General features: G+C 71.4%; 23 protein-coding genes. 11 read left to right on the forward strand and 12 right to left on the reverse strand.

The window, feature by feature from the left end; all coding sequences use genetic code 11:
* The first annotated feature begins 429 nt into the window (after nt 1-429).
* Nucleotides 430-1,911 (forward strand): NCS1 family nucleobase:cation symporter-1, encoded by a 1,482-nt coding sequence (locus ACFQRI_RS22340; protein ID WP_380671701.1) that lies wholly within the window; start codon nt 430-432, stop codon nt 1,909-1,911.
* 38 nt (nt 1,912-1,949) lie between these two features.
* The gene (locus ACFQRI_RS22345; RefSeq protein ID WP_380671702.1) at nt 1,950-2,675 is read left to right on the forward strand and encodes an aspartate/glutamate racemase family protein; all 726 of its coding nucleotides are present in this window, start codon (nt 1,950-1,952) and stop codon (nt 2,673-2,675) included.
* Nucleotides 2,676-2,706: 31 nt separating this feature from the next.
* On the opposite strand, the gene ACFQRI_RS22350 is transcribed toward ACFQRI_RS22345, so the two are convergent.
* The 5 genes from ACFQRI_RS22350 to ACFQRI_RS22370 all read right to left on the reverse strand — a co-directional run bounded on the left by ACFQRI_RS22350 (nt 2,707) and on the right by ACFQRI_RS22370 (nt 7,648).
* Nucleotides 2,707-3,360 (reverse strand): GntR family transcriptional regulator, encoded by a 654-nt coding sequence (locus ACFQRI_RS22350; protein WP_380671703.1) that lies wholly within the window; start codon nt 3,358-3,360, stop codon nt 2,707-2,709.
* Between the two features lie 174 nt (nt 3,361-3,534).
* Nucleotides 3,535-4,398, reverse strand: coding sequence for a fumarylacetoacetate hydrolase family protein (locus ACFQRI_RS22355; RefSeq protein ID WP_380671704.1), 864 nt, complete (start codon nt 4,396-4,398; stop codon nt 3,535-3,537).
* A 44-nt stretch (nt 4,399-4,442) separates the two neighbouring features.
* The gene (locus tag ACFQRI_RS22360) at nt 4,443-5,204 is read right to left on the reverse strand and encodes an SDR family NAD(P)-dependent oxidoreductase (protein WP_380671705.1); all 762 of its coding nucleotides are present in this window, start codon (nt 5,202-5,204) and stop codon (nt 4,443-4,445) included.
* A 23-nt stretch (nt 5,205-5,227) separates the two neighbouring features.
* Nucleotides 5,228-6,541, reverse strand: coding sequence for an MFS transporter (locus ACFQRI_RS22365; protein WP_380671706.1), 1,314 nt, complete (start codon nt 6,539-6,541; stop codon nt 5,228-5,230).
* An 18-nt stretch (nt 6,542-6,559) separates the two neighbouring features.
* The gene (locus ACFQRI_RS22370; RefSeq protein WP_380671707.1) at nt 6,560-7,648 is read right to left on the reverse strand and encodes a mandelate racemase/muconate lactonizing enzyme family protein; all 1,089 of its coding nucleotides are present in this window, start codon (nt 7,646-7,648) and stop codon (nt 6,560-6,562) included.
* A 177-nt stretch (nt 7,649-7,825) separates the two neighbouring features.
* Here ACFQRI_RS22370 and ACFQRI_RS22375 point away from each other — a divergent pair, with 177 nt between their 5' ends.
* From ACFQRI_RS22375 to ACFQRI_RS22390, 4 genes are all read left to right on the forward strand, one after another.
* Nucleotides 7,826-8,857, forward strand: coding sequence for a LacI family DNA-binding transcriptional regulator (locus ACFQRI_RS22375; protein WP_380671708.1), 1,032 nt, complete (start codon nt 7,826-7,828; stop codon nt 8,855-8,857).
* A gap of 357 nt (nt 8,858-9,214) precedes the next feature.
* Nucleotides 9,215-9,991: a glucose 1-dehydrogenase gene (locus ACFQRI_RS22380; protein ID WP_380671709.1), complete on the forward strand. Its 777-nt coding sequence runs from the start codon at nt 9,215-9,217 to the stop codon at nt 9,989-9,991.
* A 29-nt stretch (nt 9,992-10,020) separates the two neighbouring features.
* Nucleotides 10,021-11,472 carry an aldehyde dehydrogenase gene (gene aldA / locus ACFQRI_RS22385; RefSeq protein ID WP_380671710.1) on the forward strand — a complete coding sequence of 484 codons (1,452 nt, stop codon included), beginning with the start codon at nt 10,021-10,023 and terminating at the stop codon, nt 11,470-11,472.
* 99 nt (nt 11,473-11,571) lie between these two features.
* Entirely contained in the window at nt 11,572-13,020 is a 1,449-nt protein-coding gene (locus tag ACFQRI_RS22390; protein ID WP_380671892.1) for a sugar porter family MFS transporter, read from the forward strand.
* Nucleotides 13,021-13,103: 83 nt separating this feature from the next.
* Here the strand turns inward: ACFQRI_RS22390 and ACFQRI_RS22395 are convergent, their stop codons facing one another.
* Nucleotides 13,104-14,045 (reverse strand): LysR family transcriptional regulator, encoded by a 942-nt coding sequence (locus ACFQRI_RS22395; protein WP_380671711.1) that lies wholly within the window; start codon nt 14,043-14,045, stop codon nt 13,104-13,106.
* A 49-nt stretch (nt 14,046-14,094) separates the two neighbouring features.
* On the opposite strand from ACFQRI_RS22395, the gene ACFQRI_RS22400 reads away from it, so the two are divergent.
* The 3 genes from ACFQRI_RS22400 (at nt 14,095) to ACFQRI_RS22410 (ending at nt 17,022) form a co-directional block, all read left to right on the forward strand.
* Nucleotides 14,095-14,952, forward strand: coding sequence for a PhzF family phenazine biosynthesis isomerase (locus ACFQRI_RS22400; RefSeq protein ID WP_380671712.1), 858 nt, complete (start codon nt 14,095-14,097; stop codon nt 14,950-14,952).
* A 47-nt stretch (nt 14,953-14,999) separates the two neighbouring features.
* Nucleotides 15,000-16,277, forward strand: coding sequence for an Nramp family divalent metal transporter (locus ACFQRI_RS22405; protein WP_380671713.1), 1,278 nt, complete (start codon nt 15,000-15,002; stop codon nt 16,275-16,277).
* Between the two features lie 61 nt (nt 16,278-16,338).
* Nucleotides 16,339-17,022, forward strand: coding sequence for a PIG-L deacetylase family protein (locus ACFQRI_RS22410; RefSeq protein ID WP_380671714.1), 684 nt, complete (start codon nt 16,339-16,341; stop codon nt 17,020-17,022).
* Nucleotides 17,023-17,064: 42 nt separating this feature from the next.
* Here the strand turns inward: ACFQRI_RS22410 and ACFQRI_RS22415 are convergent, their stop codons facing one another.
* Complete coding sequence (locus tag ACFQRI_RS22415; protein ID WP_380671715.1) at nt 17,065-18,261, reverse strand: low temperature requirement protein A; 1,197 nt, start codon at nt 18,259-18,261, stop codon at nt 17,065-17,067.
* A 419-nt stretch (nt 18,262-18,680) separates the two neighbouring features.
* Entirely contained in the window at nt 18,681-19,427 is a 747-nt protein-coding gene (locus ACFQRI_RS22420) for an IclR family transcriptional regulator (protein ID WP_380671717.1), read from the reverse strand.
* A 137-nt stretch (nt 19,428-19,564) separates the two neighbouring features.
* Here ACFQRI_RS22420 and ACFQRI_RS22425 point away from each other — a divergent pair, with 137 nt between their 5' ends.
* Together ACFQRI_RS22425 and ACFQRI_RS22430 are read left to right on the forward strand one after the other, a co-directional pair.
* Nucleotides 19,565-20,731 carry an acyl-CoA dehydrogenase family protein gene (locus ACFQRI_RS22425; protein WP_380671719.1) on the forward strand — a complete coding sequence of 389 codons (1,167 nt, stop codon included), beginning with the start codon at nt 19,565-19,567 and terminating at the stop codon, nt 20,729-20,731.
* A gap of 8 nt (nt 20,732-20,739) precedes the next feature.
* Complete coding sequence (locus tag ACFQRI_RS22430) at nt 20,740-21,936, forward strand: CaiB/BaiF CoA transferase family protein (RefSeq protein WP_380671721.1); 1,197 nt, start codon at nt 20,740-20,742, stop codon at nt 21,934-21,936.
* A 100-nt stretch (nt 21,937-22,036) separates the two neighbouring features.
* Here ACFQRI_RS22430 and ACFQRI_RS22435 read toward each other — a convergent pair whose 3' ends face one another.
* The 4 genes from ACFQRI_RS22435 to dctP are packed head-to-tail and all read right to left on the reverse strand — an operon-like array spanning nt 22,037 to nt 25,923.
* Nucleotides 22,037-22,837 (reverse strand): crotonase/enoyl-CoA hydratase family protein, encoded by an 801-nt coding sequence (locus ACFQRI_RS22435; protein ID WP_380671723.1) that lies wholly within the window; start codon nt 22,835-22,837, stop codon nt 22,037-22,039.
* 25 nt (nt 22,838-22,862) lie between these two features.
* Nucleotides 22,863-24,140, reverse strand: coding sequence for a TRAP transporter large permease (locus ACFQRI_RS22440; RefSeq protein ID WP_380671725.1), 1,278 nt, complete (start codon nt 24,138-24,140; stop codon nt 22,863-22,865).
* Nucleotides 24,137-24,826 carry a TRAP transporter small permease gene (locus ACFQRI_RS22445; RefSeq protein WP_380671727.1) on the reverse strand — a complete coding sequence of 230 codons (690 nt, stop codon included), beginning with the start codon at nt 24,824-24,826 and terminating at the stop codon, nt 24,137-24,139. Before ACFQRI_RS22445 ends, ACFQRI_RS22440 begins: the two co-directional genes overlap by 4 nt.
* Nucleotides 24,826-25,923: a TRAP transporter substrate-binding protein DctP gene (gene dctP, locus ACFQRI_RS22450; RefSeq protein WP_380671729.1), complete on the reverse strand. Its 1,098-nt coding sequence runs from the start codon at nt 25,921-25,923 to the stop codon at nt 24,826-24,828. Before dctP ends, ACFQRI_RS22445 begins: the two co-directional genes overlap by 1 nt.
* Nucleotides 25,924-25,954: the final 31 nt, after the last annotated feature.

The raw sequence follows: 25,954 nt of genomic DNA on the forward strand, positions 1-25,954 counted from the left end.
GTGACGATGTCGCGCAGCACCCCGCGCGGGATCACCGTGTAGGCCTCGGTCACGATCGCGCGGTCGGTGAGCAGGTCGGTCTGCGGCGGCAGGCCACCGGTCGGCGCGTAGTACGACGGCACGTTCAAGCGAGTTCCTCCTCAGCGGGCTCGTGTGCGATGGTGGAGCCCGGACCAGCGAAATCCATGTATACAAACACCTGGGTCGAGGCCGAGGATAGGCAACGCCGGGCCGTCGCGGAAGCCCCCTCGCCTCCGCGGCCGGGTTCACACCTCCGCCGCGTCGATCGTCTCGCCCGGCCGTGTTGACGGGCGCTGGAACACCGCCTACCGTTTCCCCATCCTAAACGTATACTTTCGTATGGCGGAATCAATGGGCGATTTCGGGGACCCCTGCGGAAGTGCGGAGCGTTGGCTTGGAGGCGGGGCAATGACTGCCACGAACGATCAGCCCGGTGTGGACGTACCAGCCGCTTCGAGCGCCCGCTTGTACAGCTACGACCTGGCTCCGACGAAGAAGGAGGGGCGCCGCTGGGGCGCCTACAACGTCTTCACCCTGTGGGCCAACGACGTGCACAGCCTCGGCAACTACGCCTTCGCCATCGGGCTCTTCGCGCTGGGGCTCAACGTGTGGGGCATCCTGACCGCCTTCGTGCTGGCCTCGGTGCTGCTGTTCCTGCTGCTGAACCTCTCGGGCTACATGGGGCACAAGGCGGGCGTGCCGTTCCCGGTGATGAGCCGGATCGCCTTCGGCACCAAGGGCGCGCAGATCCCGGCCGCGGTGCGCGGGGTCGTGGCCATCGCCTGGTTCGGCATCCAGACCTACCTCGCCTCGTCGGTGCTCAACGCGCTGCTGGTGGCGATGTTCCCCGGACTGCGCTCGTTGCAGGGCCAATCGGTGCTCGGGTTGTCGGTGCTGGGCTGGATGACCTTCGTGGCGCTGTGGGCGGTGCAGGTGCTCATCGTCAGCTACGGCATGCACGTGATCCGCAAGTACATGGCGATCGCCGCGCCGACCACCCTGATCACCATGTGCGGGCTGGCGATCTGGATGTTCGCCCGCGCCGACTGGTCGATCTCGATGTCCACATCGGAGCCGCTCACCGGTTGGGCGATGTGGCTGCAGATCCTGCAGGGCGCGGCGCTGTGGGTGGTGATCTACGGGACGTTCGTGCTGAACTTCTGCGACTTCACCCGCTCGGCCAAGAGCCGTCAGTCCATCGTGCGCGGCAACCTGGTCGGCATCCCGGTGAACATGCTGTTCTTCGCCGGCATCGTGGTGCTGCTCAGCGGGGCGCAGTTCAAGCTCAACGGGCGGGTGATCACCAGCCCCACCGACATCGTGCAGACGATCCCCAACACGTACCTGCTGGCGGCCGCCTCGCTCGCGCTCATCGTGCTGACGATCGCGGTGAACCTGCTCGCGAACTTCGTGGCGCCCATCTACGTGCTGGTCAACCTCTTCCCGCGGTACTTGAACTTCCGCCGCGCGGGCCTGGTCAGCGCCATCATCGGCCTGGTGATCCTGCCGTGGAACCTCTACGACAACCCGGTGGTGGTGAACTACTTCCTCGGCGGGCTCGGCGCGCTGCTCGGACCGCTGTTCGGCGTGATCATGGCCGACTACTGGTTGATCCGCCGGACTCGCGTGAACGTCCCGGAGCTCTACACCGAGGACGCCAACGGCGAGTACCACTACCGGCGTGGCTACAACCCGAAGGCGGTGTGGGCGTTCATCCCGTCGGCCGCGCTCGCGGTCGTGATGGCGCTGGTCCCGGCCTTCAGCGCGGTCGCCGGGTTCTCCTGGTTCATCGGGGCGATCCTGGGCGCGGTTATCTACGCTGTCATCGGCGACCGCAAGCCGGACGCGCAGGACGTGGACGGGGAGTCCATCGCCGTGGCCGCCGAATAGTTCTCCGGCTCAGGGTTTTTCGAAGAGGGTTGAATTCCATGCGCATTCTCGTCGTGAACGTGAACACGACCGAGTCCATCACCGAGGCCATCGGCAAGCAGGCGGCCACGGCCGCCGCTCCGGGCACCGAGATCGTGCCGCTGACGCCGCCCTTCGGGGCGGAGTCGGTGGAGGGCAACTACGAGAGCTACCTCGCCGCGATCGCGGTGATGGAAGCGGTGCGCGCCTACCCGGACCCCTTCGACGCCATCGTCCAGGCCGGGTACGGCGAGCACGGCAGGGAGGGGCTCCAGGAGCTCTTCGACGTCCCGGTCGTGGACATCACCGAGGCCGCGGCGAGCACCGCGCAGTTCGTGGGCCGCCGCTACTCGGTGGTGACCAGCCTGGACCGCACGGTCCCGCTGATCGAGGACCGCCTGCACGCCGCCGGGCTCAGCGCCCGCTGCGCGTCGGTGCGCGCGAGCGGCATGCCGGTGCTGGAGCTGGAGCGCGACCCGCAGGCCGCCGTCGACGCGATCGCCGAGCAGGCCGCCCGCGCGGTCGAGGACGATCGGGCGGAGGCGATCTGCCTGGGCTGCGGCGGCATGGCCGGGCTCGCCGAACGGGTGATCCAGCGGACCGGCGTGCCGGTGATCGACGGCGTGACCTCCGCGGTGACCATCGCCGAGTCCCTGGTCCGGCTCGGCCTGACGACCTCGAAGGTGCGCACCTACGCTCCTCCGCGTCCGAAGGCCATGACGAACTGGCCGCCCCCGATCTCCTGATCGACCCGAGCTCGCCCGCTGGAGCCCGAGCTCAGAGCACCATCCGCTCCAGCACCATCACGCGGCTCGAGTGCACGTGGCGCTTGGCGACCTCGGAAGCGAGATCGGGGTCGCCGGCCGCCACGGCCGAGTAGATCTCCTCGTGCTCGCCGCACACCCGCTCGGGTTCGAGGTTGAGCCGGAACAGCGAGGCCAACCGGCCGTGCAGCGGCTCCAGCATCGAGGCCAGCAGCTCGTTGCGGGACATCGCCACGAGCTTGTCGTGGAACTCGGTGTTGGCCTGCGACATGGCGTCGGTGTCCGAGGACTGCAGGGCTCGGCGGGCGCGCGCGGTCAGCTCGCCGAGGTCCTCGACGTCGGCGGCGTCGCTGCGCTCGGCGGCGAGCTTCGCGGCCAGCGCCTCCAGCGCTTCGCGGACGTCGAAGAGCTCTTCGAGCTCCTGCCGGTCCAGGCTGCGCACGAAGACGCCGCGACGCCGCGACCGGACCTCGACCAGCCCGGCGCTCTGCAGCATCCGGATGGCCTCCCGGACGGGGACCCGGGACACGCCGAACTCGATCGCGATCTCCTGCTCGAAGATCCGATCTCCCGGCTGGAGCTGACCGCCGCTGATGCGGGCCTGCAACGCGTCGTGGATCTGGTCGCGCAGCGGAACCCGCACCTCTGCCTCGGCCTCTTCACTCACAGCAACAAGCCCCCCTCACCGGAACTACCCGCAACAGTGTGCACGACGGCACACGACCTGCGTGCGACGGACGGCGGACCTGCGGAGAGACCCGGACGGGGCCACCGGCCCGTCCCGGGAGCAGCGAGGGCCGGAAGCCGCTCGCGCCGGGCTGCGGCTTCCGGCCGGAAGCGACTACGCCTGCTGGTGGCGCGCGCGGCAGGGGTTGGTGAGGCGGCCGACGCGCTCGATGTCGACCTCGACCACGTCGCCGTCGCCGAGCAGCAGCGGTGGTTCGCGGAAGATGCCCACGCCGCCGGGGGTGCCGGTGGCGATGACGTCGCCCGGGTGCAGCGTCATCGCGCGCGAGCAGTACGCGATGACCTGGGCGATCGAGTGGTACATCACCGCGGTGCTGGCCTGCTGGACCACTTCGCCGTTGAGCAGGCAGCGGACCTCCAGCCGCTGCGGGTCGCCCACCTCGTCCGGGGTGACCAGCGCGGGGCCCATCGGGCAGAAGGTGTCCAGCGACTTGCCGCGCGACCACTGCAGGTCGGCGAACTGCAGGTCGCGGGCGCTGACGTCGTTGAGGCAGGTGTAGCCCAGCACGTGCTCCAGCGCGCGCTCCGGGCTGACGTGGCGGGCGGTGCTGCCGATGATCACCGCGAGCTCGGCTTCGTAGTCGACCTGCTCGGCGTAGGTCGGGTCCCACACCACCTCGGCGCCGTGGCCGACGACCGAGGTGGTGGTCTTGAGGAACAGCGCCGGGGCTTCGGGAGCGTCCTTGCCCTCCTCGGCGGCGTGCTCGCGGTAGTTGCGGCCGACGCAGATCACGTTGATGGGTCGGGGCAGCGGTGCGAGCAGGTCGACCTCGCCGATCGGCGTGCCGCCGACCGGGTTCGCGGCTCGCAGGCTCGCGAGCGCGGGTGGCGGGGCTTCGAGCAGCTCCCGCATCGTCGCGGGGGCGTCCGGTGCGCAGTCGCGCGCGGCGATCACGCGGTCGTCGACCAGGACGCCGAGCGCTTCGGTTCCGTTGCGGAGGTAGCTGACCAGTTGCACGGGTGGGTTCCTCTGTTCGCGTGGGTTGGCAGTTCTGCGGGGGTTCAGATCGCGGTCATCCCGCCGTCCATGACGAAGGCGCTGCCGTTGACGAAGCGCGCACCGTCACCGGCCAGGAAGGCGATCCCGGAGGCGACCTCCTCGGGAGTGCCCATCCGCCCGTCGAGCTGGCGGGCTTCCATCCGCGCGCGCGTCGCCGCGGGATCGGGCGAGTCGGCGAGGATCTTGCCGATCCACTCGCTGGCCACGGTTCCCGGGCAGATCGCGTTGGCGCGGATGCCCAGGTGCGCGTAGTCCACCGCGATCGAGCGCGTCAGGCCGATCACGCCCGCCTTCGAGGCGCAGTAGGCCGCGCGGTCGCGGACCCCGACCAGCCCGGACACCGACGCCACGTTGACGATCACCCCGGACCCGGCCTCGACCATCGGCGGCAGCACGGCGCGGCAGGTGTGGAACAGCGCGGTCAGGTTGACCGCGAGCACCCGGTCCCAGTCGTCGGGCGAGGTCTCGGTCAGCGACGCGGCCACGCCGATCCCCGCCACGTTGGCCAGCAGCGCCGGTGGTGCCGACCACCGCCGGCGGGCGTCGTCCAGCGCGGCGCCGAACGCCTCGGGGTCGCGCACGTCGCACGCGGCGGCCGCGGCCTGCCCGCCCGCCTCGTGCACGGCGCGCACCGCCTCGTCCGCGCCGGCGGAGTCGACATCGATCGCCAGCACCCGATAGCCCTGCGCGGCGAGGGCTTTCGCCGAGGCGCGCCCGATCCCCGAGCCCGCTCCGGTGACTACGGCGGTCTTGCCAGTGGACATCTCGTTCCCTCCTGAATCAGGTGTCATGCCGCGGCGGGGCTGGGGCGGCGCACCAGCGCCAGGGCCAGCGCGCCCGCCATGGCCAGGCCGCCGGCGAGCCCGAAGGCCGCGGGCCAGGAGCCGAGCTCGTCGACGAGGAATCCGGTGGCCGCCGGAGCGACGATCGCCGCGAGGTTGGCGCAGAAGTGCACGAAACCGGTCACCGCACCCAGCCGGGCCGGGTGCACGCTGTCCTCGACCAGGGCGAAGAACTGCGCGTTGCTCAGGTAGAGCAGCAGCAGCGCACCGGCCAGCAGGCCCACGGCCGAGGCGGTTCCGCCGACCGCCGCGACCGGCAGGCACAGCAGCGCGCCCGCGCCCAGGCACAGCACCGCCGACCACCGCCGCACCGCGAACGGTGCCTGGGTGCGGCGGGCGACGCGGTCGGACATGATGCCGCCGAGCGCCGTGCCCACCGCCCCGGCGATCCACGGCAGCGCGCCCGCCCAGGCCAAGCTCTCCAGCTCGATGCCGTGCTCCTGGGTGAGGAAGACCGGGTACCAGGACAGGAACATGAACAGGATCCAGCTGAAGCCGAAGAACGCGAAGGCGTTGGCCAGCACGGCGGGCTGGCGCAGGTAGCTGCGCACCGGCGGCGCCTCGTCCTCGGAAACCGCGGTTCGCGCCAGGGCGCCCGAGGTGATGTGCTCCAGCTCGGCATCGGTGGCCCGCGGGTGCTGCTCGGGGCGGTCGCGCAGCACCGCGTACCACCACACCGCGACGAGCAGACCGATCCCGCCCAGGACCAGGAAGGGCACCTGCCAGACGTGCCCCGACCACACCAGCAGCACCGTGACCACCGGAGTTCCCACCGCGGCCCCGAGCGGGTTGGCCGCGAACGACAACCCCACCGCGGTCGCGTACTCGCGCTTGGGGAACCAGTTGGCCATGGTGCGCGCGGTCACCGAGCCCTGCGGCCCCTCGCCGAGCCCGAACATCAAGCGCTGCACCACGAAGGTCAGCGCGTTGAAGCACACCGCGGTGGCGGCCGTCCACAACGACCACCAGGCCACGGCACCGGCCATGACCGCGCGCGGCCCGAACCGGTCGGAGAGGGCACCGCCGAGGAAGCACGCCGGGGCGTAGGTCAGCGCGAAGGCGCTCATGATCAGGCCCATGGTGGTCTGGCTGAAGCCGAACTCGGCCATGATCAGCGGTGCGGCGACGCCGAGCGCGGCGCGGTCGCCGTAGTTGAGCAGCAGGACGCCGACGTTGGTGCTCAGCACAGCCCAGCGCATCCCCGGGATGCCGCGCCGGTCCGGTCTCGTGGTGGTCTCGGCGGGTCTTGACCTGGTCATCGCGGTTCTCCCGGCGTTTCAGGGGCGGAGGGATTCGAGGCGGTCGAAGTCGAGGTCGACCCCGTGGCCGGGCAGCTCGGGCGCGCGGGCGAACCCGTTCTCCACGTGCAGCGGCCGGGCCAGGTAGGCGTCCAGGCCGAAGCCGTGGGCCTCCATGTAGGTGCGGTTCGGCGCGGCGGCCAGCGCGTGCACGGTCAAGTCGTGCACGCCGTGCGAGGTGACCGGCAGGTGGTGGGCCTCGGCCAGCGCGCAGATCTTGCGGAAGACGGTGTACCCGCCGCAGTTGCTGACGTCGGGTTCCGGGAAGGAGACCGCGGAGGCCGACATCGCCCGCTGGAACTCCTCCAGGGTGTGCAGGTTCTCGCCGGAGGCGACCGGGACGCCGCCCTCGTGCCGCACCCTGGCGTGCCCGGCGAAGTCCTCGGGGACGGTGGGTTCCTCCAGCCAGAACAGGTCCGATTCGGACAGCGCGCGGGCGGCGCGCACCGCCTGATCGGCGGTCCACTTCATGTTCGCGTCGGCCATCAGCGGGAACGTCGCCCCCAGGTGCTCGCGCATGGCCGCCACCCGCTCGACGTCCTCGCGCAGGTCGGGCCTGCCGACCTTCATCTTGATCGCGCGGAAGCCGTGCTCCTGGAAGGAGTCGGCCTGGGCGAGCAGGTCGGGCAGCGGGAGCTCCAGGTCGATGCCGCCCGCGTAGACCGGGACCTGCGGGTCGTAGCCGCCGAAGATCCGCCACAGCGGCAGCTCGGCCCGCCGGCCCCGCAGGTCCCACAGCGCGATGTCCACCGCCGAGATCGCCGAGGTCACGTGTCCGCCGCGGCCGGCGTAGTGCAGCGCCCACCACATGTCCTGCCAGCGGTGCTCGATCTCGTCGGCCTCGCGCCCGCGCAGCAGCTCGGCGAAGTAGCGCTGCACCATCGCGTGCACCGCGGCCCCACCGGCGTGGACGGTGTAGGTGTAGCCGAGCCCTTCGGCGCCGTCGCTGTCGCGAACCCGCACGGTGATCAGCTCGAAGTCGACCATCTGGCCGTGGGTGCTGTCGGTGAGCGCGGAAGCGAGCGGCACCCGGTACAGGTCCGCCTTCACGGATTCGATCGCGGCCATCGGGGAAGCCTCCTGCCCGGTGCGGAATCCTCTAGAGAAAACCGGTTTTCTTCGATCTCGGCGAAGATAGCTCCCCCGGGGGTCGCGGAGTCAAGCCGCGCGGCGTGCTGCATCGCTACAGAAAACCGGTTTCCCGCGTGCGAGAATGTGGGCTCCCCGAGGTGAGCGGAGGTCGTGGTGGACCGGCGGACCCCCGAGGCGGCGCGCGGGCGCGTGCGCCTCAGCGATGTCGCGGAGCTGGCGGGCGTCACGAAATCGGTGGCCTCGCGGGTGCTCAACGACGACCCGACGCTGTCGGCCCGCGCGGAGACCCGCCGCCGAGTCGTGGACGCCGCGCAGCAGCTGGGGTACCGCCCGCACGCCGGAGCGGTCGCGCTCGCGCAGTCCCGGGCCAAGGCGCTCGCCCTGCTCATCCCGGACCTGACCAACCCGGTGTACTCGCGGGTCATCCGCGGCGCCTACCGGCGCGCGCGGCAGCTGGGCTACGTGGTGCTGCTGGCCGAGGACACCCCCGAGACCGAGGCCGACGAGGCCTTCACCGACCTGGTCGGCGCGGGGCGCGTCGACGGGTTGCTGATCGCCTCGGCGCGTCCCGGCCACCGGCTGCTGGAGACCGCGGGGCTGGCCGGGGTGCCGCACGTGTTCGTCAACCGCGCCGTGCCCGGATCGGGGCGCAACATCACCGTCGACGTCGGCGCGGCCAGCGCGACCGCCGCGCGCCACCTGGCCGCGCTCGGGCACCGGCGCGTCGGCCACGTCGCCGGTCCGGTCGAGACCTCCTCGGGGCGGGACCGGGAGGAGGCCTTCATCGCCACCGCTCGCGAGCTCGGCCTGCCCGAACCCGCAGTGGTGCGCGCCGAGTTCAGCGAAGCTGGTGGTGCCGAGGCGACCCGGCGGCTGCTGGACGAGTCCGCGGAGCTCACCGCGCTCTACGCGAGCACCCTGCCGCAGGCCGTCGGCGTGCTGCACGCGCTGCGGGCGGGTGGTCGCCGGGTTCCCGCCGACGTCTCGGTGATCACCTACGACGACCTGCCCTTCGCCGAGTACCAGGACCCGCCGCTGACCACGATCGCGATGCCGCTGCAGGAGCTCGGCGCGACGGCGGTCGACGCGCTGCTGGCCCAGCTCGGCGGCGAGGAGCCCAGCGACGTCGTGGTGCCCGGCGAGCCCGAGGTCGTGGAGCGGGGCTCGACCGCGCCGCCGCGCTGAGAACTGCTGCTCCGGTCCTGGGCACCGTTCGCGCGCTCGCCGGACGCGCTGCCGCGGTGCGACCTCCGAGTCCGGCACCGGGAGCGGCGGGCGCGCCGCGTTCCTGAGCGGTCGAGTGCGGGGCGGTCCGGCGACCCGGATCGGTAATCGATGGAAAATTCTTCGCCCGCAGCTCTTGCGCGGTCGCCGTTTTCCATCGTTTACTGCCATGCCAACGGGGCCGGTCGCGAAACCCGGCAGCTCGCCGGGGTGCCCGGAACACCGGCAACGGCAACGCATCCCGGTCCGCCGCCCCGCGGGCCGAAGCACGTCTCCGACTTCCGCTCGACAACGCTCGTGGTCACCAGAGGAGAACCCATGCAGCTGCAGGACAAGGTCGCCATCATCACCGGAGCCGCCTCGGGAATGGGCCGCGCCATGGCGCTCGGCTACGGCGCGGAAGGCGCCCACGTCGTGGTCGCCGACCTCGACGACGAGGGCGCGGCCTCGGTCGTCGCGGAGATCGAGAAGGCCGGTGGCTCGGCGCAGGCCGAGCACCTCGACGTCGCCGACCCGGAGTCGAGCCGGGCCGTGGTGAACCGGGTGGTCGGCGCGCACGGGCACTTGGACGTGCTGGTCAACAACGCCGGCATCGGCCTGATCAAGCCGGTGTGGGAGACCACCCCGCAGGAGTGGGAGCGCATCTTCTCGGTCAACGTCGCCGGCCTGTTCTTCGCCAGCCAAGCCGCGCTGGAACCGATGCGCGAGCAGCGCAGCGGCAAGATCATCAACCTGGCCAGCATCGCCGGGCGCCGCGGCGAAGCGCTCGTCGCCGCCTACTGCGCGTCCAAGGCCGCCGTCGTGTCGATCACCCAGTCGGTCGCGCTGGCCGCCGCGCCCCACGGGGTGAACGTCAACGCGATGGCCCCCGGCGTGGTCGACACCCCGTACTGGAAGGAGGTCGACCGCCAGTTCGGCGCGCTGCTCGGCAAGGAACCCGGGCGCCACTTCCAGGACGTCTCGGAAACCATCCCGATGGGACGCGCTGAGCAGCCCGAGGACGTCGTGCCGCTGGCGGTCTTCCTGGCCGGCTCCGGATCCGACTACATCACCGGCCAGACCTACAACGTCGACGGCGGCATCGTCACCTCCTGAGCCGGCGCAGGCGACCCGAAAGGAACCCCATGGACTTCCCACTCCTGCCCGGCGAACCCGCGATCTTCGTCGCGGGGCGGTGGCAGCCGGTCTCCCGGACCCGTCCCGTGCTCAACCCGGCCACCACCGAGACCGTCGCCGAGGTGGCCGAGGCCGGCCCCGAGCTGGGCGAGCAGGCCCTGCTGGCCGCGCGCGGCGCGCAGCGCGACTGGGCGCGCCGCAGCGGCGTCGAGCGGGGCGAGGTGCTGCGCTCGGTGGCCGCGGCCATCCGGGCGAACCACGAGGAGCTCGCGCGCATCGTGGTCACCGAGCAGGGCAAGACGATCGGCGAGGCGCGCGGCGAGATCGGCGGCGCTGCTACGTGGTTCGAGTACTACGCCGGGTACGACCGGCGCGCGACCGGGACCGTGCTGCCCTCCGAACGACCCGACGAGCAGCTGATGATCCGCGACGAGCCGCACGGGGTGGTCGCCGCGATCATCCCGTGGAACTTCCCGGCCGCGCTGTTCGCGCGCAAGGTCGCCCCGGCGATCATGGCGGGCAACGCGGTGGTGCTCAAACCGCACGAGGACACCCCGCTCTCGGCATTGGCGCTGGCCGAGCTCTGCGCCGGGGCGGGCGTTCCGGACGGCGTGGTCAACGTGGTCACCGGCGCCGGTCGCGCGCTCGGCGACGCGCTGGTGCGCAGCCCGCGCAGCGACCTGGTCACGGTGACCGGATCGACGCGGGCGGGCAAGGAGATCCTCGCCGCCGCGGCCGAGACCGTCACGCCGGTGTCCCTGGAGCTCGGCGGCAAGGCGCCGTTCATCGTCCTCGACGACGCCGACCTGGACCAGGCGGTGGCCGACGCCGCGGCCGCCCGGCTGTGGAACTGCGGGCAGGTCTGCACCTGCAACGAGCGCACCTACGTGCACCGCGACGTCCACGACGAGTTCGTCGCCCGGCTGGTCGAGGAGATGCGCGGCGTGCGGCCGGGCGACCCGATGGCCGAGACCAGCAGGCTGGGGCCCAAGGTCAACCAGGCCGAGTGGGACAAGGTCAAGTCCTACGTGGACCGCGCGGTGGCATCGGGCGCCGAGATCGCCTGCGGGGGAGGACGTCCCGAAGGCGAGGAGTTCCAGCGCGGCCACTGGTTCGAGCCCACGGTGCTGACCGGGCTGTCCAACGACGCCGAGATCGTGCGCGAGGAGGTCTTCGGGCCGGTGCTGCCGGTGATCGCCGTGGACTCCTACGAGCAAGCGGTCGAGCTGGCCAACGACACCGACTACGGCCTGACCGCCTACGTCTACACGGGTGCGCTGAGCACGGCCATGCGCGCGGTCGACGACCTCGCCTTCGGCGAGGTCTACGTCAACCGGGTCGGGCCCGAGCAGCTCCACGCCTTCCACGGCGGCTGGAACATGTCCGGCATGGGCGGCGACGACGGGGAGCACGGCTACCAGCGCTACCTGCGGCACAAGACCGTCTACCTCGGCCACTGAGACGCGCCGAACCCGAACGCGTCCCGCGCGGGCGGCCGTGGTGGTGGGTGGGCGCCCGTCGGTGCGGGGCGCCCGTCCCACCGTCCCCAACGCGCGGCGCTGGCTTCGACGAAGCAGCCAGAAAGGACTGACCGCATGTCATCCCCGCAGAAAACACCCCCGACGGCCCGCAACCCGATCATCTACGCGATCGCGGCCATCTCGGCCCTCGGCGGCCTGCTCTTCGGCTACGACACCGGCATCATCTCCAGCGCCCTGCTGCTGATCAGCGACGAGTTCGAGCTCAGCGCGCAGATGAAGGAGCTGGTCACCAGCATGATCCTGGTCGGGGCGATCGTCGGCGCGCTGGCCGCGGGCGCGCTGGCCGATCGCTTCGGCCGCCGCCGCGTGCTGTTCGCCGTGGCGGTCGTGTTCGCCCTCGGCGCCATCGCCGCGGCGATCGCACCCGACGTCGGGTCGCTGATCCTGGCCCGCTTCGTGCTCGGCCTGTCGGTCGGCGGCGCCTCGGGCATGGTGCCGGTCTACATCGCCGAGCTCGCCCCGGCCCGCATCCGCGGCGGGTTGATGGTGTTCTTCCAGCTCATGGTCGCCGTCGGGCAGCTGATCTCCTACCTGGTCGGCTACGGCCTGGCCGACCACGGCGGCTGGCGCTGGATGTTCGCCCTGGCCGCGATCCCGGCGGTCGTGCTCTACCTGGGCATGCTGTTCCTGCCGGAGAGCCCGCGCTGGCTGATCAAGCGCGGCAGGCCCGACGACGCGCGCGGCGTGCTGCGCAGGGTGCGCGGCGAGCACGAGGAGATCGAGGGCGAGCTCGCCGAGATCCGGGAGGTCGAGACCGCGGAGGGCGGCGGCGGCTGGGGCGAGCTGCGCCGTCCCTGGGTGCGCCCGGCGCTGCTGGTGGGCCTCGGCATCGCGATGTTCTCGCAGATCACCGGGATCAACGCGATGGTCTACTACGCGCCGACGATGCTCTCCGACGCCGGGTTCGGCGACTCCTCGGCCATGCTCACCGGCATCGGCGTGGGCGTCGCTCTGGTCGTCTCGGCCGGTTTGGGCACCCTGCTGGTCGACCGGGTGGGCAGGCGCAAGATCCTGCTGTGGCTGCTCCCCGGTTCCGCGGCGAGCATGGCCGTGCTGGCGCTGGCCTTCCTGCCCGCGCAGCTCTCGCCCACCACCCAGTGGTTGGTCGTGGTCGGGTTGATCTCCTACATCGCCTTCAACGGCGGCAGCATCCAGGTGGTCGTCTGGCTGATCGGGCCGGAGGTGTTCCCGCTGTCGGTGCGCGGGCTGGCGATGAGCCTGGCTTCGGTGGCGGTGTGGGCCTTCGACCTGCTCATCGCCCTGACCGCGCTGAGCACCATCGAGGCGATCGGCCGCACCGGCCTGTTCGCGACCTACGCGGTGATGAACGTGCTGTGCTGGCTGTTCGTCTACCACCTGGTGCCGGAGACCAAGGGGCGCGGGCTGGAGGAGATCGAACGCGCCCTGCAGAGCGAAGGCCGGTTCCGCGACAACCTCGAATCGGCTCCCGCGCAGGCGCGCGGCTGACCGAAGGCGTGCCACCCGCCACCGCGCACCCCGCCCGGGCCGGACGCGCGGTGGCGGGGCGGACGCGTCCCAGCACCGCGTGATCAGCTCGGCCCTCCCGGCTCGCTCCGCCGGGCGGCGGCGTCGGTGACGGTCTCGATCACCTCCCGGACCACCGGCGACCGCCACCGCCGCTCGTCGAGCACGAGGACCAGGGGAGCGTCCGGTCGGCGCGGGCCCGGCAGCTCCCGCAGCTCGACGTCGTCCAGCGCGCGGGCGCACGCCGTTCGCGGCAGCACCGACAGCCCCAACCCCGCCTCGACGCACGAACGCGCGGCCTCGATGCTGCCGAACCGGGTGACCTGCGGCTCGGACGCGGCGTTGCGCTCGAGCTCGCGGAGGAACGAATCGCTGTAGCTGCAGCCCTCTTCGAGCAGGAAGTAGGGGTAACCCGCCAACTCGTCCCAGCCCGGTTCCGCCCGCAGCGCGGGGTGGTCGGGCGCGGCGACCAGCACGACGGGTTCGCTGCCGATGGTCCGCGGCGTCAGCGGCCCGGGGACGGGCGCCTCGTCGAGGACCAGGCCGATGTCGAACCGGCCCTCCAGGAGGCCGCGGAAGGTCTCGCGCGTGCCCGCCGGCGCCAGGTGGACCCGAACCCGCGGGTTGCGGTGGCGCAGCGCCGCGATCGCGCGCGGGAGCCGGTAGGCGCACACGGATTCGGGCGCCCCGACGACGACCTCGCCCGCGGGCTCCGCGGTGGTCGCGACGTCCTCCAGCAGGCGTCGCTCGGCGTCGAGCAGCGCGCGGGCGCGCAGCAGCGCCTGGTCGCCGGCAGTGGTGAGGCGGGTGCCGTCGGGGAGCCGGTCCAGCAGCCGGACGCCGAGCTGCCGCTCCAGCGCTTGGATCCGGCTGGTCACAGTGGACTGGACGAGGTGCAGGTCCGCCGCGGCGGCCGTGAAGCTCCCGCGACGGGCCACCGCGAGGAACGTGCGCAGCAGGTCGGTGTCCACGCCCACCAGGCTATCGGAGTTCTCGATGGCGACCATCGAGAACGATCGTTGGCGCGAATCGGCGCGCGGGGGCGAGAGTGGACGCATGCCTCGAACTCATCGCTACACCGCCTTCACCCGCGACCCCGCGGGCGGCAACCCGGCCGGAGTGGTGCTGGACGCAGACGATCTCGACGACGCCCGCATGCAGGACATCGCCGCGGAGATCGGGTACTCGGAGACGGCCTTCGCCCGAGCCGTCGGACCGCGGCGGTACGCGGTCCGGTTCTTCAGCCCGCTGGCCGAGGTGGCCTTCTGCGGGCACGCGACCATCGCCACCGCGGTCGCCCTCGCCGAGCGCACCGGCCCCGGCGAGCTGGTGTTCGACACGCGGGCCGGGGAGATCGCGGTCAGCACCGCGCGGGCGGACGGCTCTGTGCGCGCCGGGCTCCGCAGCGTGCCCAGCAGCAGCCGCCCGGCAGGCAGCGCCGAGCTGGGCGAAGCGCTCCGCGCGCTGCGGTGGGACCTCGACGACCTCGACGAGGCCTACCCGCCGCACGTCGCCTTCGCCGGCAACGACCACCTGGTCCTGGTGGCGCGCACCAGGCAGCGCCTGGCCGACCTCGACTACGACTTCGACGCGCTCGAGGGCGTGATGACCGAGCGGGGCTGGACCACCGTCCAGCTGATCTGGCGGGAGAGCGACGAGGTGTTCCACTCGCGCAACCCGTTCCCGGTCGGCGGCGTCGTCGAGGACCCGGCCACCGGCGCGGCGGCCGCTGCCTTCGGCGGATACCTGCGCGCGCTGGGGGCCGGGGTCGACCGCTTCCTGATCGTGCAGGGCGAGGACATGGGACGGCGCAGCGAGCTGGAGGTCGCGGTCGATCCCGACGACCCGCGCGTCGTGGTGACGGGAACGGCGGTTCCGATCGACGGCCGCCATCGCGACTTGTCCAGGTCGTGACCGTCGCGAGTGTTTCCCGCAGGCCTTCGCGCCGTTATCGTCCGCTCATGTCGACCGAACAGGACCCGAACATCGGAGCGCCGCCGGAGAACTGGAGGCAGCGCGTCCGCCAGATCGGACCGGGGATCATGGCCGCTGCCACCGGCGTTGGCGCCGGCGACCTCGTCGCGACCATGGTGGCCGGTTCGAGGTTCGGCTACGCGCTGATGTGGGCGGTGGTTCTCGGCGCGGCGTTCAAGCTCGCGCTCGGCGAAGCGGTCGGCCGCTGGCACCTCGCGTCCGGGCAGACCCTGCTCACCGGATGGCGCACGCTGGGCAAGTGGGTGCTGTGGTACTTCGGCGCCTACGCCGTCGTCTGGGGCTTCTCCTACGGCGCCACCGCGATGTCGGCCTCGGGGCTGCCGCTGAACGCGCTGTTCCCCGGGCTGTCGGTGCGGTACTGGGCGATGCTGTGCGGGCTGGCCGGCTTCCTGCTGGTGTGGTTCGGCCGCTACGCCGTGCTGGAGAAGGTCATGACCGTGCTCGTCGGGGTCATGTTCGTGACGGTGGTGGGCACCGCCGTCCTGGTGGCGCCCAACATCGGCGACGTGTTCTCCGGGTTCGTGCCGAAGCTGCCCGAGGGCTCGCTGGCCTACATGCTCGGCCTGGTCGGCGGCGTCGGCGGCACCATCACGATGGCCGCCTACGGCTACTGGACCTTCGCCAAGGGCTGGCGAGGCCCGCGCTGGCTGCCGATGATGCGCACCGACAACGCGGTCGGCTACGTCACCACCGGCATCTTCGTGGTCGCGATGCTCGTCGTCGGCGCCGAGCTGCTGGCCGGGCACCGCGTCGTCGACGACGACGAGGGCCTGCTCATCCTCGGCGACACGCTCGCCGCCGACTACGGCCAGTGGGCCAGGATCCCGTTCCTGATCGGGTTCTTCGCGGTGTCGTTCTCGTCGCTGATCGGCGTGTGGAACGGCGTGAGCCTGCTCTTCGGCGACTGGTGGCGCACGATCCGGCTGCCCAAGGACGCGGAGTCCTCGGCCGAGTCGCACGCCGGCCTGACCAGCAGCCCGGCCTACCGCGGCTACGTGCTGTGGCTGACCTTCCCGCCCATGGCGCTGCTGTTCCTGGACAAGCCGTTCCTGCTGACGGTGACCTACGGGGTGCTCGGCGCGCTGTTCATGCCGTTCCTGGCGGGCACGCTGCTGTTCCTGCTCAACTCCAGCCGGGTTCCCGCGCAGGGGCGTTCGGGGTGGTTGTCGAACTTCTTCCTCGGCCTGTGCGTGATGCTGTTCGTCTACGTCGCCTACGACCAGCTGGTGGGCCTGTTCACCTGATCGCCCCGGTGCCCGCGCGGCGCTGCTGCGCTCGCGCGGGCACCGCGCGCACCATGGGTCCATGAGCTCGCTGCAGCCCTTCCCGGAGGAGTGGTCCCGGGCCGTGTGCGTGATGGCCCACCCCGACGATCTGGAATACGGTCCGGCGGCCGCCGTCGCGCGCTGGACCGGGCTCGGTCGGGAGGTCTCCTACCTCTTCGTCACCAGCGGCGAGGCCGGGATCGAAGGCACCCCGCCCGAGCGAGCGGGCCCGCTGCGGGAGCGGGAGGAGCGGGCCGCCGCAGCCCACGTCGGGGTGGAGGACCTGGAGTTCCTCGGCTTCCCCGACTCGGCGATCCGCAACACCCCCGAGCTGCGGCGCGCGATCGCCGAGGCCGTCGCGCGCCGCGATCCCGAGCTGATCGTGCTGCTCAACCACCACGCCCGCTGGGCCTTCGGCGGCGGCAACTCCGACGACCACCGCAACACCGGCCACGCGGTGCTGCAGTGCGCGCGCGAGCACGACTTCCCGCGGTTGCGCTGGATCGCCATCGCCGACTCGCCGGAGATCGACCACGCGGTCGACGTGACCGCCACGATCGACGCCGGCCTGGCCGCCCTCCGCGAGCACCGCGCCTACCTCGACGCCCTCGGCGGCGAGAAGTGGTCGGTCGACCACGTCCTCGGCAACGCCGAGCGGGCTGGGGAGCTGTTCGGCACCACCTACGCGGCCGCGTTCGAACTCCAGGAGCCGGGCACCGCGTGAGCCGGGTGGCCGGCACCGGCGGCACCGGCAGCGGCCGCCCGGTCAGTCCGCGGTCTGCTTGGCCGTGACCTGGGTGACCACGGCGAGCGTGCCCATGACCGCCACCGTGGCCAGTCCGATGACCAGCGACGGCGCGGCGTGGCCGGCGGCGAGGCCGACGACACCGACCACGATCAGCGCCGCCGCCGCGACGTAGCGGGCTCGGGCGACCGACCCGGTCCGCGAGCGCAGGAACAGGATGTTGCCCACCAGGTAGATCAGCGGACCGCCCACGGTGGTAAGGACCACGGCGGGGGAGCTCTCGGCGTGGCTGATGCGCAGCTCGATCGAGACGGCCACGACGATCGCGCCCGCCACCATCAGCGCGTGCGCGTAGGCGAAGGCCGAGCGCAGCGAACGAGTGCTCGCGTCCCCGCGGCTGGCCTGCGTGTCCTGACCGGCCAGCGCGAAGTAGGCCCACCACAGCACGAACAGGCCGACGAAGCCGAGCAGCGCGGCCACGACCGCGCGCGCCGGGATCGGGTCGAGCTCGGCGAGGGTGAAGCCCATGATCAGGATGGATTCGCCGAGCGCGATGATGAACACGCCGCGGTTGCGCTCGGCGAGGTGCTCCGGGTCGGTGGGCCAGGTGTGCATCGGCGCCGAGCCCAGGCCGGGGAAGCGGAACTGGAACCGCGGTGCCGCCACGTCGACGATCAGGGCGACCAGCCACACGACCAGCCGCGGTCCGGGTTCGAGGAACGCGCCGACGAGGAAGAGCGCTCCCGCCGAGGCGCTCCAGGCCAGCAGGTTCGTGTAGTTCTTGGACAGCACGTGCCCGCGCATGGCGATCGCCATGAACGCCGGGCGACCGACCTGCGCGGCCACGTAGCAGGCGGCGAACAGCAGTCCGTCCTCGGCGAAGGCGTGCGGCAGCGCGAGCGACATGCCCAGCGCCGCCAGCATCAGCAGTCCGTTGAGGACCCGGACCGCACCGCTGTGCGGATCCAGCCAGTTCATCGCCCACGCCGAGTAGTTCCAGGCCCACCACACGGCTCCGAAGAGGACGGCGACCTGCAGGAAGCCGAGCCAGGTGAGGTGGTCCAGCAGCGTGTGCGAGATCTGGACGATCGCGAAGACGTAGACCAGGTCGAAGAACAGCTCGACCGGCGCGACCTCGGAGCGGCGAGGTCCTTCGGCCCGCAGCAGGCGGGGTCGTCGCGGCGCCTGGGGCTCGTGCGGATCGGGGTTGCTGCTCATGCGTTCCTTCCCGGCAGTCTGAACCGGTCGTGCTGCCTCGTCGTTCACGGACGGCCTCGCCCGCCGATCAATCGTCTCAATGAGGTGGTGCGACGGCCGGTCCAGCCCGACCGCGCGGGACTCGCGCCTCGATCGATCCCGCCAGCCCCCGGCAGTGCGAGGTCAACTGATATCACGGTTCGAACGGTCCGGCGGCGTGCCGGAGGGACGATGCGTGTTGCGGTGACTTCTCGGGGAGCCGACCCGGTGGCCCGAGTGCTGCAAGGACGCTCCTCGGTGGCCGGCCTGCTCGCGCGCGGGCGCGGCGCTTCGTTCCCGAGTTCCCGGGTGACGCGCGCGACCGCGCGATTCCCGCGTCGATCGCGCCCACCCGCGTCGTGGTCCACCGCCCGGCTGCCGGTCCCGTTGCAGTAGTGCCGTCAGCGGTGCCCGGCTAGGGCGGCCGTGACCTGGTCGGCCGCCTCCTTGGTTGCTGCAGCCACGTCTGCGATGACCTCGGTGAGGCGGTTCGTGGGTCCCGCTACCGCGATCGCGGCCACCACCGCGCCGTTCTCGTGGATCGGCGCTCCGACCCCGCTCTGGTCGGGAAGGGTTTCGCCGCGGTTGACCGCCACGCCGGCCCGCCCGACCTCGTCGAGCTGTGCCCGCAGACGTTCCTGCTGGGCGGGCTCGGGGACGTGGGAAGCGAGGTGGAGTTCCCGGAAGGCTTCGGTGCCGAAGGCCAGGAAGCACTTGCCCGAGCTGGTCGGGTGCAGCGGACGTCTGGTGCGCAGCGGGGCCGAGTAGCGGAGCGGGTGGGTGGATTCGATCGTCTCGGTGTAGACGACCGAATCCCCGACGGGGGTAGCCAGCATGACCGTTTCGTCGAAGCGGCGGTGCAGCTCCCGCATTGCCGGGCGCGCGGCCTCGGCCACGGTGGGCGCGGCGGCGCCCAGCAGCGCGTTGATCGCGGGGCCGATGCGGTACGTCCCGGCTTCCTCGCGCAAGTAGCCGGTGGCCACCAGTCCTTTGACCAGACCGTGGATCGATGACCGGGGTGCGTCGAGGGCTGCGGCGAGTTCGGCGAGGCGGACGCCGGAGCGGTCGGCCGCCGCGAGCTCCAGGATCGTCGTGACGCGCGAGACCGTGCGGTGCGCCTTGGGAGGCCCCAGGTCTGCTGTTGGCATGGTGCGCTTCCCCTCTCGAGGACGTTGATCGGTTCGATCCGCCGGCGACCGCGGGTTGACAGCGCTGGTTCGCACCGAGGATCGTGTCTGCATATCCGACGCCATGTTCACATATAAGAACATAACCGGGGGGTCAGGTGCACTTCGAACTGTCCACCGATCAGCGGGCGCTGCGGGCCGGTGCGCGTGAGCTCGCCAGGTCCTTCCCCGACGAGTACTGGTCCGAGTGCGATGAGCAGAACCGGTTTCCGCGGGAGTTCTACCGGGCCTTCGCCGAAGGCGGCTGGTTGGGCATCGCCATCCCCGAGCACTACGGCGGAGGAGGCCTGGGCGTCCTGGAAGCCGCGCTGCTGCTGGAGGAGGTCGCCGCCTCCGGGGCCGGAATGAACGGCTGCAGCACGATGCACCTGACGATCTTCGGTCTGAACACCATCGTGAAGCACGGCGGCGAACAGCTGCGGGAGGAGGTCCTTCCCGCGGCCGCCGACGGTTCGCTGCACGTCTGCTTCGGCGTCACCGAGCCGGATGCGGGTACCGACACCACGCGCATCTCGACCTTCGCCGAGCGCATCGACGGCGGCTACCGCGTCAACGGCCGCAAGGTGTGGATCACCAAGGCCGCCGACTCGCAGAAGATGGTGCTCATCGCGCGGACCACGAGCCGCGACGAGGTGTCCAAGCCGACGGGCGGGATGTCGCTCTTCCTGATCGACATCGACCCCGAGCACGTTCACCTGACCCCGATACCGAAGCTCGGCCGCAACGCGGTCGCCTCCTGCGAGGTGGTCATCGACGACCTGTTCGTTCCGGAGAGCGCTCGCATCGGTGCCGAGGGGGAGGGTTTCACCTACCTGCTCGACGGGCTCAATCCCGAGAGGATCCTGCTGGCCCACGAAGCGCTCGGCATCGGGCGCGCGGCGCTGGATCGCGCGGTGCGCTACGCGAAGGAGCGCGTCGTGTTCGATCGGCCCATCGGGCAGAACCAGGGCGTCGCCTTCCCGCTCGCCGAGGCCGCGACCCGGCTGGATGCCGCCGAGCTGATGGCTCGAAACGCAGCCCGGCGCTACGACGAGGGCCTCTCCTGCGGGCGGGAAGCCAACATGGCCAAGTGGTTGTGCGCCGAGGCCGGTTTCCAGGCCGCCGACCAGGCGATCCAGACCCATGGCGGGATGGGCTACGCCCGCGAGTACCACGTGGAGCGCTACTTCCGAGAGGCGCGCATCCTGCGTCTGGCGCCGGTCAGCCAGGAGATGGTGCTCAACTACGTCGCCTCGCACGTTCTCGGCCTGCCGAAGTCCTACTAGGAGGAACGGTGAACGCAGCCGAATCCACCGGAAGCCTGCGCGGGGTACGGGTTCTGGACCTCTCGCGCGTCCTGGCCGGGCCGCTGTGCGCGCAGATGCTCGCCGACCACGGCGCCGAGGTGATCAAGATCGAAGCCCCGTCGGGCGACGACACCCGGGGCTGGGGGCCGCCTTTCGCAGGCGGCACGGCCGCCTACTACACCGGGATCAACCGGAACAAGGACAACATCTGCCTGAACCTCGCCACCGCGCAGGGGCAGCGCGTGCTCGGCGAGCTGATGGCCGGGGCCGACGTGGTGGTGGAGAACTTCAACGCGGGCACCCTGGCGAAGTGGGGTTACCCGGACGAGGTGATCGCCGAGCGCTTCCCGGCTCTCGTGCACTGCCGCATCACCGGTTTCGGCACCGACGGCCCGATGGGCGGGACGCCCGGATACGACGCGATCCTGCAGGCGTACGGCGGGTTGATGAGCACCAACGGCGAAGCCGAAGGGCCACCGCTGCGGGTCGGCGTTCCGTTGGTGGACATGGTAACCGGGCTGCACGCCTTCGCCGGGGTGCTGCTCGCCCTGCACGAGCGGCGCGACACCGGGCGCGGGCAGGTGGTCGACTGCGCGCTGCTGGATACCGCGGTCTCGCTGCTGCACCCCCATTCGGCGGCCTGGCTGGCATCCGGTGCGGCGCCCCAGCGCAGCGGGTCCGCGCACCCCTCCATCGCACCCTACGACAGCTTCGCGGCTCGCGATGGGCTGATCTTCATCAGCGGTGGCAACGACCGGCAGTTCCGCGCCCTCGTCGAGGTCCTCGGGATGCCCGAGCTGGCCGGGGATCCGCGCTTCGCCACCAACGCAGACCGCGTCCGCAACGTGGCACGCCTGCGTGAGCTGCTCGCCGCCCGCATCGCCGAGAGCGACCGTCGCGAACTCGGTGAATCCCTGCGGGTGCGGGGTGTGCCGGCCACGCCGGTGCACGAGGTCGGCGAGGCGCTGACCGATCCCCAGGTGCTGCATCGCGAGATGGTGGTGGAGCGCGACGACTACCGGGGCATCGGCATCCCGATCAAGTTGACCCGGACTCCGGGCGAAGTGCGCGTGGCACCCCGCGAACTCGGTGCCGACACCCGGCGCGTCCTCGCGCGACTGGGCTACCCGGACGACGAGATCACGGCCCTCGCCGAATCCGGAGCGGTCCGCGACGGGGCTTGAGTTCCCTTCTCGCCGGAAGTCCCGCAGCGCACCGCGCTGCGGGACTTCCGGCGAGAGGAGGCCCCTGGGCGCGGTGCGCGTCGGGTGCGGGCTCGGCCGCTCAGCGGCCTTCGAAGTTGCCGGAGCGCTTCTCCCGGATCGCGTCCATCGCCTCGGCGTGGTCGTCGGTGTGGTGCGCAACGGCCTGCATGGTCGCGGAGAGCTCCAGCACCTCGCGCAGGCCCGCCGTGCGGGACTCCCGCAGCAGCCGCTTGGCCATGCGGGTGGCGTGCGGAGGGTTCTTGGCGATCCGGGCGGCCAGCGCGCGCGCCTCGTCGAGCAGGTGCTCCGGCTCCACGACCCGCGCGACCATGCCCCACTCCAAGGCCGTCGCGGCATCGACGCGGTCCCCGGTGAGCGCCATCTCCGCGGCGCGCTGCGGCCCGACGGCGTGGGTGAGGAACCAGGCACCTCCGTCGCCGGGGATGATGCCCAGCTGCACGAAGGATTCAGCGAACCAGGCGTTGGCCGAGGCCACCCGCAGGTCGCACATCATCGCCAGATCGCATCCCGCGCCGACCGCGGGCCCGTTGATCGCGGCCACCAGGGGAACTTCGCACTCGGCGAGAGCCATCGGGATGCGCTGGATGCCATCGCGGTAGCCGTTGCGCAGCTGCCAGGGGTTGCCGCTGAACATGCCGTGCTTCTCGCGCATGTCGGTGACGTTGCCGCCCGCGGAGAAGGCCTTGCCCGCACCGGTGAGCACGACGCAGCGCACGGCGAGGTCTTGCCGGATCCGCCGGGCGTTGGACTCGAACGCCTCGATCATCTCCGATCCGGAGATCGGGTTGCGCTGGTCGGGCAGGTCGATCGTCCAGGTCTCGACGTGGTCGGTGCGCTCGACGAGCAGCGGGTCGGTCATGGGACGGGTTCCTCCAACAAAGCGATCATTCGAGCACCCAGAGCACGAGCTCGGGGAAGAGGACGAGCAGGATTCCGATCATCAGGATCGCGCCCGCGAAGGGCAATGCGCCGCGGAACACCTCGCCGGGCGCCCGCCCGGTGACCCGGGAGACCACGAAGACGTTGAGGCCCATCGGCGGGCTGACCATGCCGACCTCGGCGAGCAGCACCACGAAGATGCCGAACCAGATCGGGTCGTACCCGAGCTCGGTGACGATGGGCAGCACCACCGGAACGGTCAGGGCGATGATCGCGATCTGGTCCATGAAGAACCCGAGCACGACGTAGACCGCTCCGATCATCAGCATGATCACGGCAGCGGGCAAGGCGAGTCCGCTGATCGCTGCGACCAGCGAGTCGGCGACCCGGGTTTCGGTGAGGAAGTGGCCGAAGACCTCCGCACCGATGATCACCGCGAAGATCATCGCGCTGGTCTTGACCGTGTCCACCACGGCCTTGGTCAGTGCGGGACCGTTGACCCGTCCGCGCAGCGCGGCGAGCACGAAGGCCGCGAGGCACCCGATGGCGGCTGCCTCCGTCGGCGTGGCAACCCCGGTGTAGATCGCGCCGACGACAGCTCCGAAGAGGACCAGGATCGGCAGCGCGGGCAGCAGCGCCCTGGACTTGGCGGCCAGCGTGGAGGCCTCGCCGCGCGGGACGTCGTGAGGGCGCAACGCGACCAGCAGGTAGAGAGCACCGACGAGCGCCAGCGCGACCAGCAGACCGGGCGTCACCGCCGCGACGATCGTGTCGCCGACGCTCTCCTCGGCTGTGATCGCGTAGAAGACGAGGATCACGCTGGGCGGGATCATCGCTGCCAGCGTGCCCACCACCGCGATCAGACCGGTCGCGGTGCGCGGTGCGTAGCCGTCCCGGACGAGCTGGTCCGAGGACGTCGACGCGAGGGTCGCGGCCGATGCCGTGCTGGAACCGGACACCGCGGCGAAGGCGGTGCCGGCGGCGACCGAGGCCACCGCGGTGCCGCCGCGAACTCTCCCGACCAAGACCCTGGCCGCGCTGAACAGCGCGTCGACCAGGCCAGACATCAGGATCAGGTGAGCCATGAACACGAACAGCGGTGCGGCCGACAGCGTGTAGCTCATCACCGAGCTCGGCGCCGCGGTCTCGAGCACCCCGATGGTCTGCTGACCTGTTCCGAGGTGCAGGAGCCCGAGGATCCCGGTGAGCAGCACGGCGAACGAGACCGGCACACGCAGCATGATGAGCACGAGCAGCAGTGCGGTGAACAGCAGGGCGGTCATCGGCCGTCATCCCCTCCGGAGACGGCGGCTTCGCGCTCCACGTCGCCGGGTGCGTGGTCGGTGCTCGGCGCGCTCCAGGGCGAGCTGAGCTCGCGGTAGAGGTCGATGAGCACGACGACGAGCCCGAGCACGGCGGCCAGCGGCATGATCGACTTCCACAACCAGGACGGCCAGGGCAGGTCCGCGGAGCCGGGCACCGGTTGCTCGCCGGTGCTCGACGAGAACGCCACGGAGTCGACGCCCGCCACCAGCAGCCAGCCGAGGGCGACCGCGATGACGAGCTGCCCCAACAGGATCGTGAGCTTCTGGGCCGGACCGGGAAGGCGGCCGTGCAGCGTGGATACCGCGATGTGCGCGCCGGTGCGGTAGGCGGTGACGATGCCGAAGAAGGCCATCGCCATCATCAGGTACTGCTCCACGAAACCGACGTTCCAGCCCAACGGCCGGTCGAGCAGCCCGCGCATGACGACCTCGGTGACCGTCAGCGCGGTGATGGCCACCAGGGACATACCGGCGAGGGCGGCGCAGATCCCCGAGATCGAGTTCTGCACCCGGTCCAGGTGGGGGTGGTCGGCGGAGCGGAATCCGGCGGTGGTCGGCACCGCGGTCCCAGGCCGTGGGCCGACGCGGATCGCGGTGGTGGGGACGACCGCATCGAGGAGCTCCTCTTCGCGGTGGGCGTTCATCAGTTCTCACCTCGGCTCGCCTGCTCGGCTTCGGCCAGCGACCGCCGGAATTCGGCGAGCACCCGGTGCCCGGGCATCCCGATGGACTCGAGGTCCGACGCCCAGCTCTGCTGAACGGGTTCGGCCACGGCGTTCCAAGCCGATCGCTGCCGGGGGCCGATCTCCACGAGCTCGACGCCCTGGCCGCGCATCTCGGCGACCGCCGTCTCGCCTTCCTCGGTCAGCTTGCGGCACACGCCGTCCTGGGCCACCGCGGCCGCCTCGCGCAGCACCCGCTGCTGGTCGGGGGTCAGGCGCTGCCAGACGCCCTCGCCGACCGAGAAGGTGACGGTGAAGGACCCCAGCTGGGCACCCGAGGTCGCGAAGTCGAGCACCTCGCCGAGCTTGTAGGAAGCGATGCTGACCGGGCTTGCCACCGTGCCGTCGACGGTGTCGCGCGAGAGGGCTTCGAAGAGCTCGCCGAGCGGCATCGACACCCCGGAGGCGCCGACGTGGTCGACCACTCGGTCGGCGACGCCGCCGGTGCTGCGCAGCAGCCGACCCGCGGCTTGCTCCGGACGCTCGATCGGGTGTTTGGTCCCCAGCACCTCGTAGTCGGTGATGAGGGCTACCCACAGCGGGCGGACGCCGTGCGGCCGCAGCTCCTCCTCGAACAGCGTCTTGCCCGGACTCATCGCGTCGAGCACCGCATCCGCGCCCGTGCACGGGTCGGAGGCCAGCCCGGGGAGGTCCCCGACGTTCGACATCGGCAGCTCTGAGCCGACGTAGCCGGGCGAGACGGGCGCCAGGTCGAGGACGCCCTTGCGCAGCAGGGTCGGCATGTCGCGCTGCTCGCCCATCTGCCCGTTGGCGAAGTACTCCACGTCGAGGCCCACTGCGGGCCCGTGGCGTTCGAGGTACTCCCGGAACGGGATCACGCCTCCCTCGTCGATCGGGTGGCTGGCGGGGAAGCTGTCACCGATGCGCAGGACCACGGAGCCCTGGTCGGCGGGTGGCCGGGCCGGTCCGCAACCGGTGAGCGTCCCGCCGAGCAGGACTCCCGCGGCCAGCGCGGCCGCGGTCCACCGCCGTCTTCGAGTGGAACACCTGAACACCATCGAACCCCCTATTTACGTCGCAAAATACGTA

It is taken from the genome of Saccharopolyspora griseoalba (assembly GCF_042665275.1).
GTDB lineage: Bacteria > Actinomycetota > Actinomycetes > Mycobacteriales > Pseudonocardiaceae > Saccharopolyspora > Saccharopolyspora griseoalba.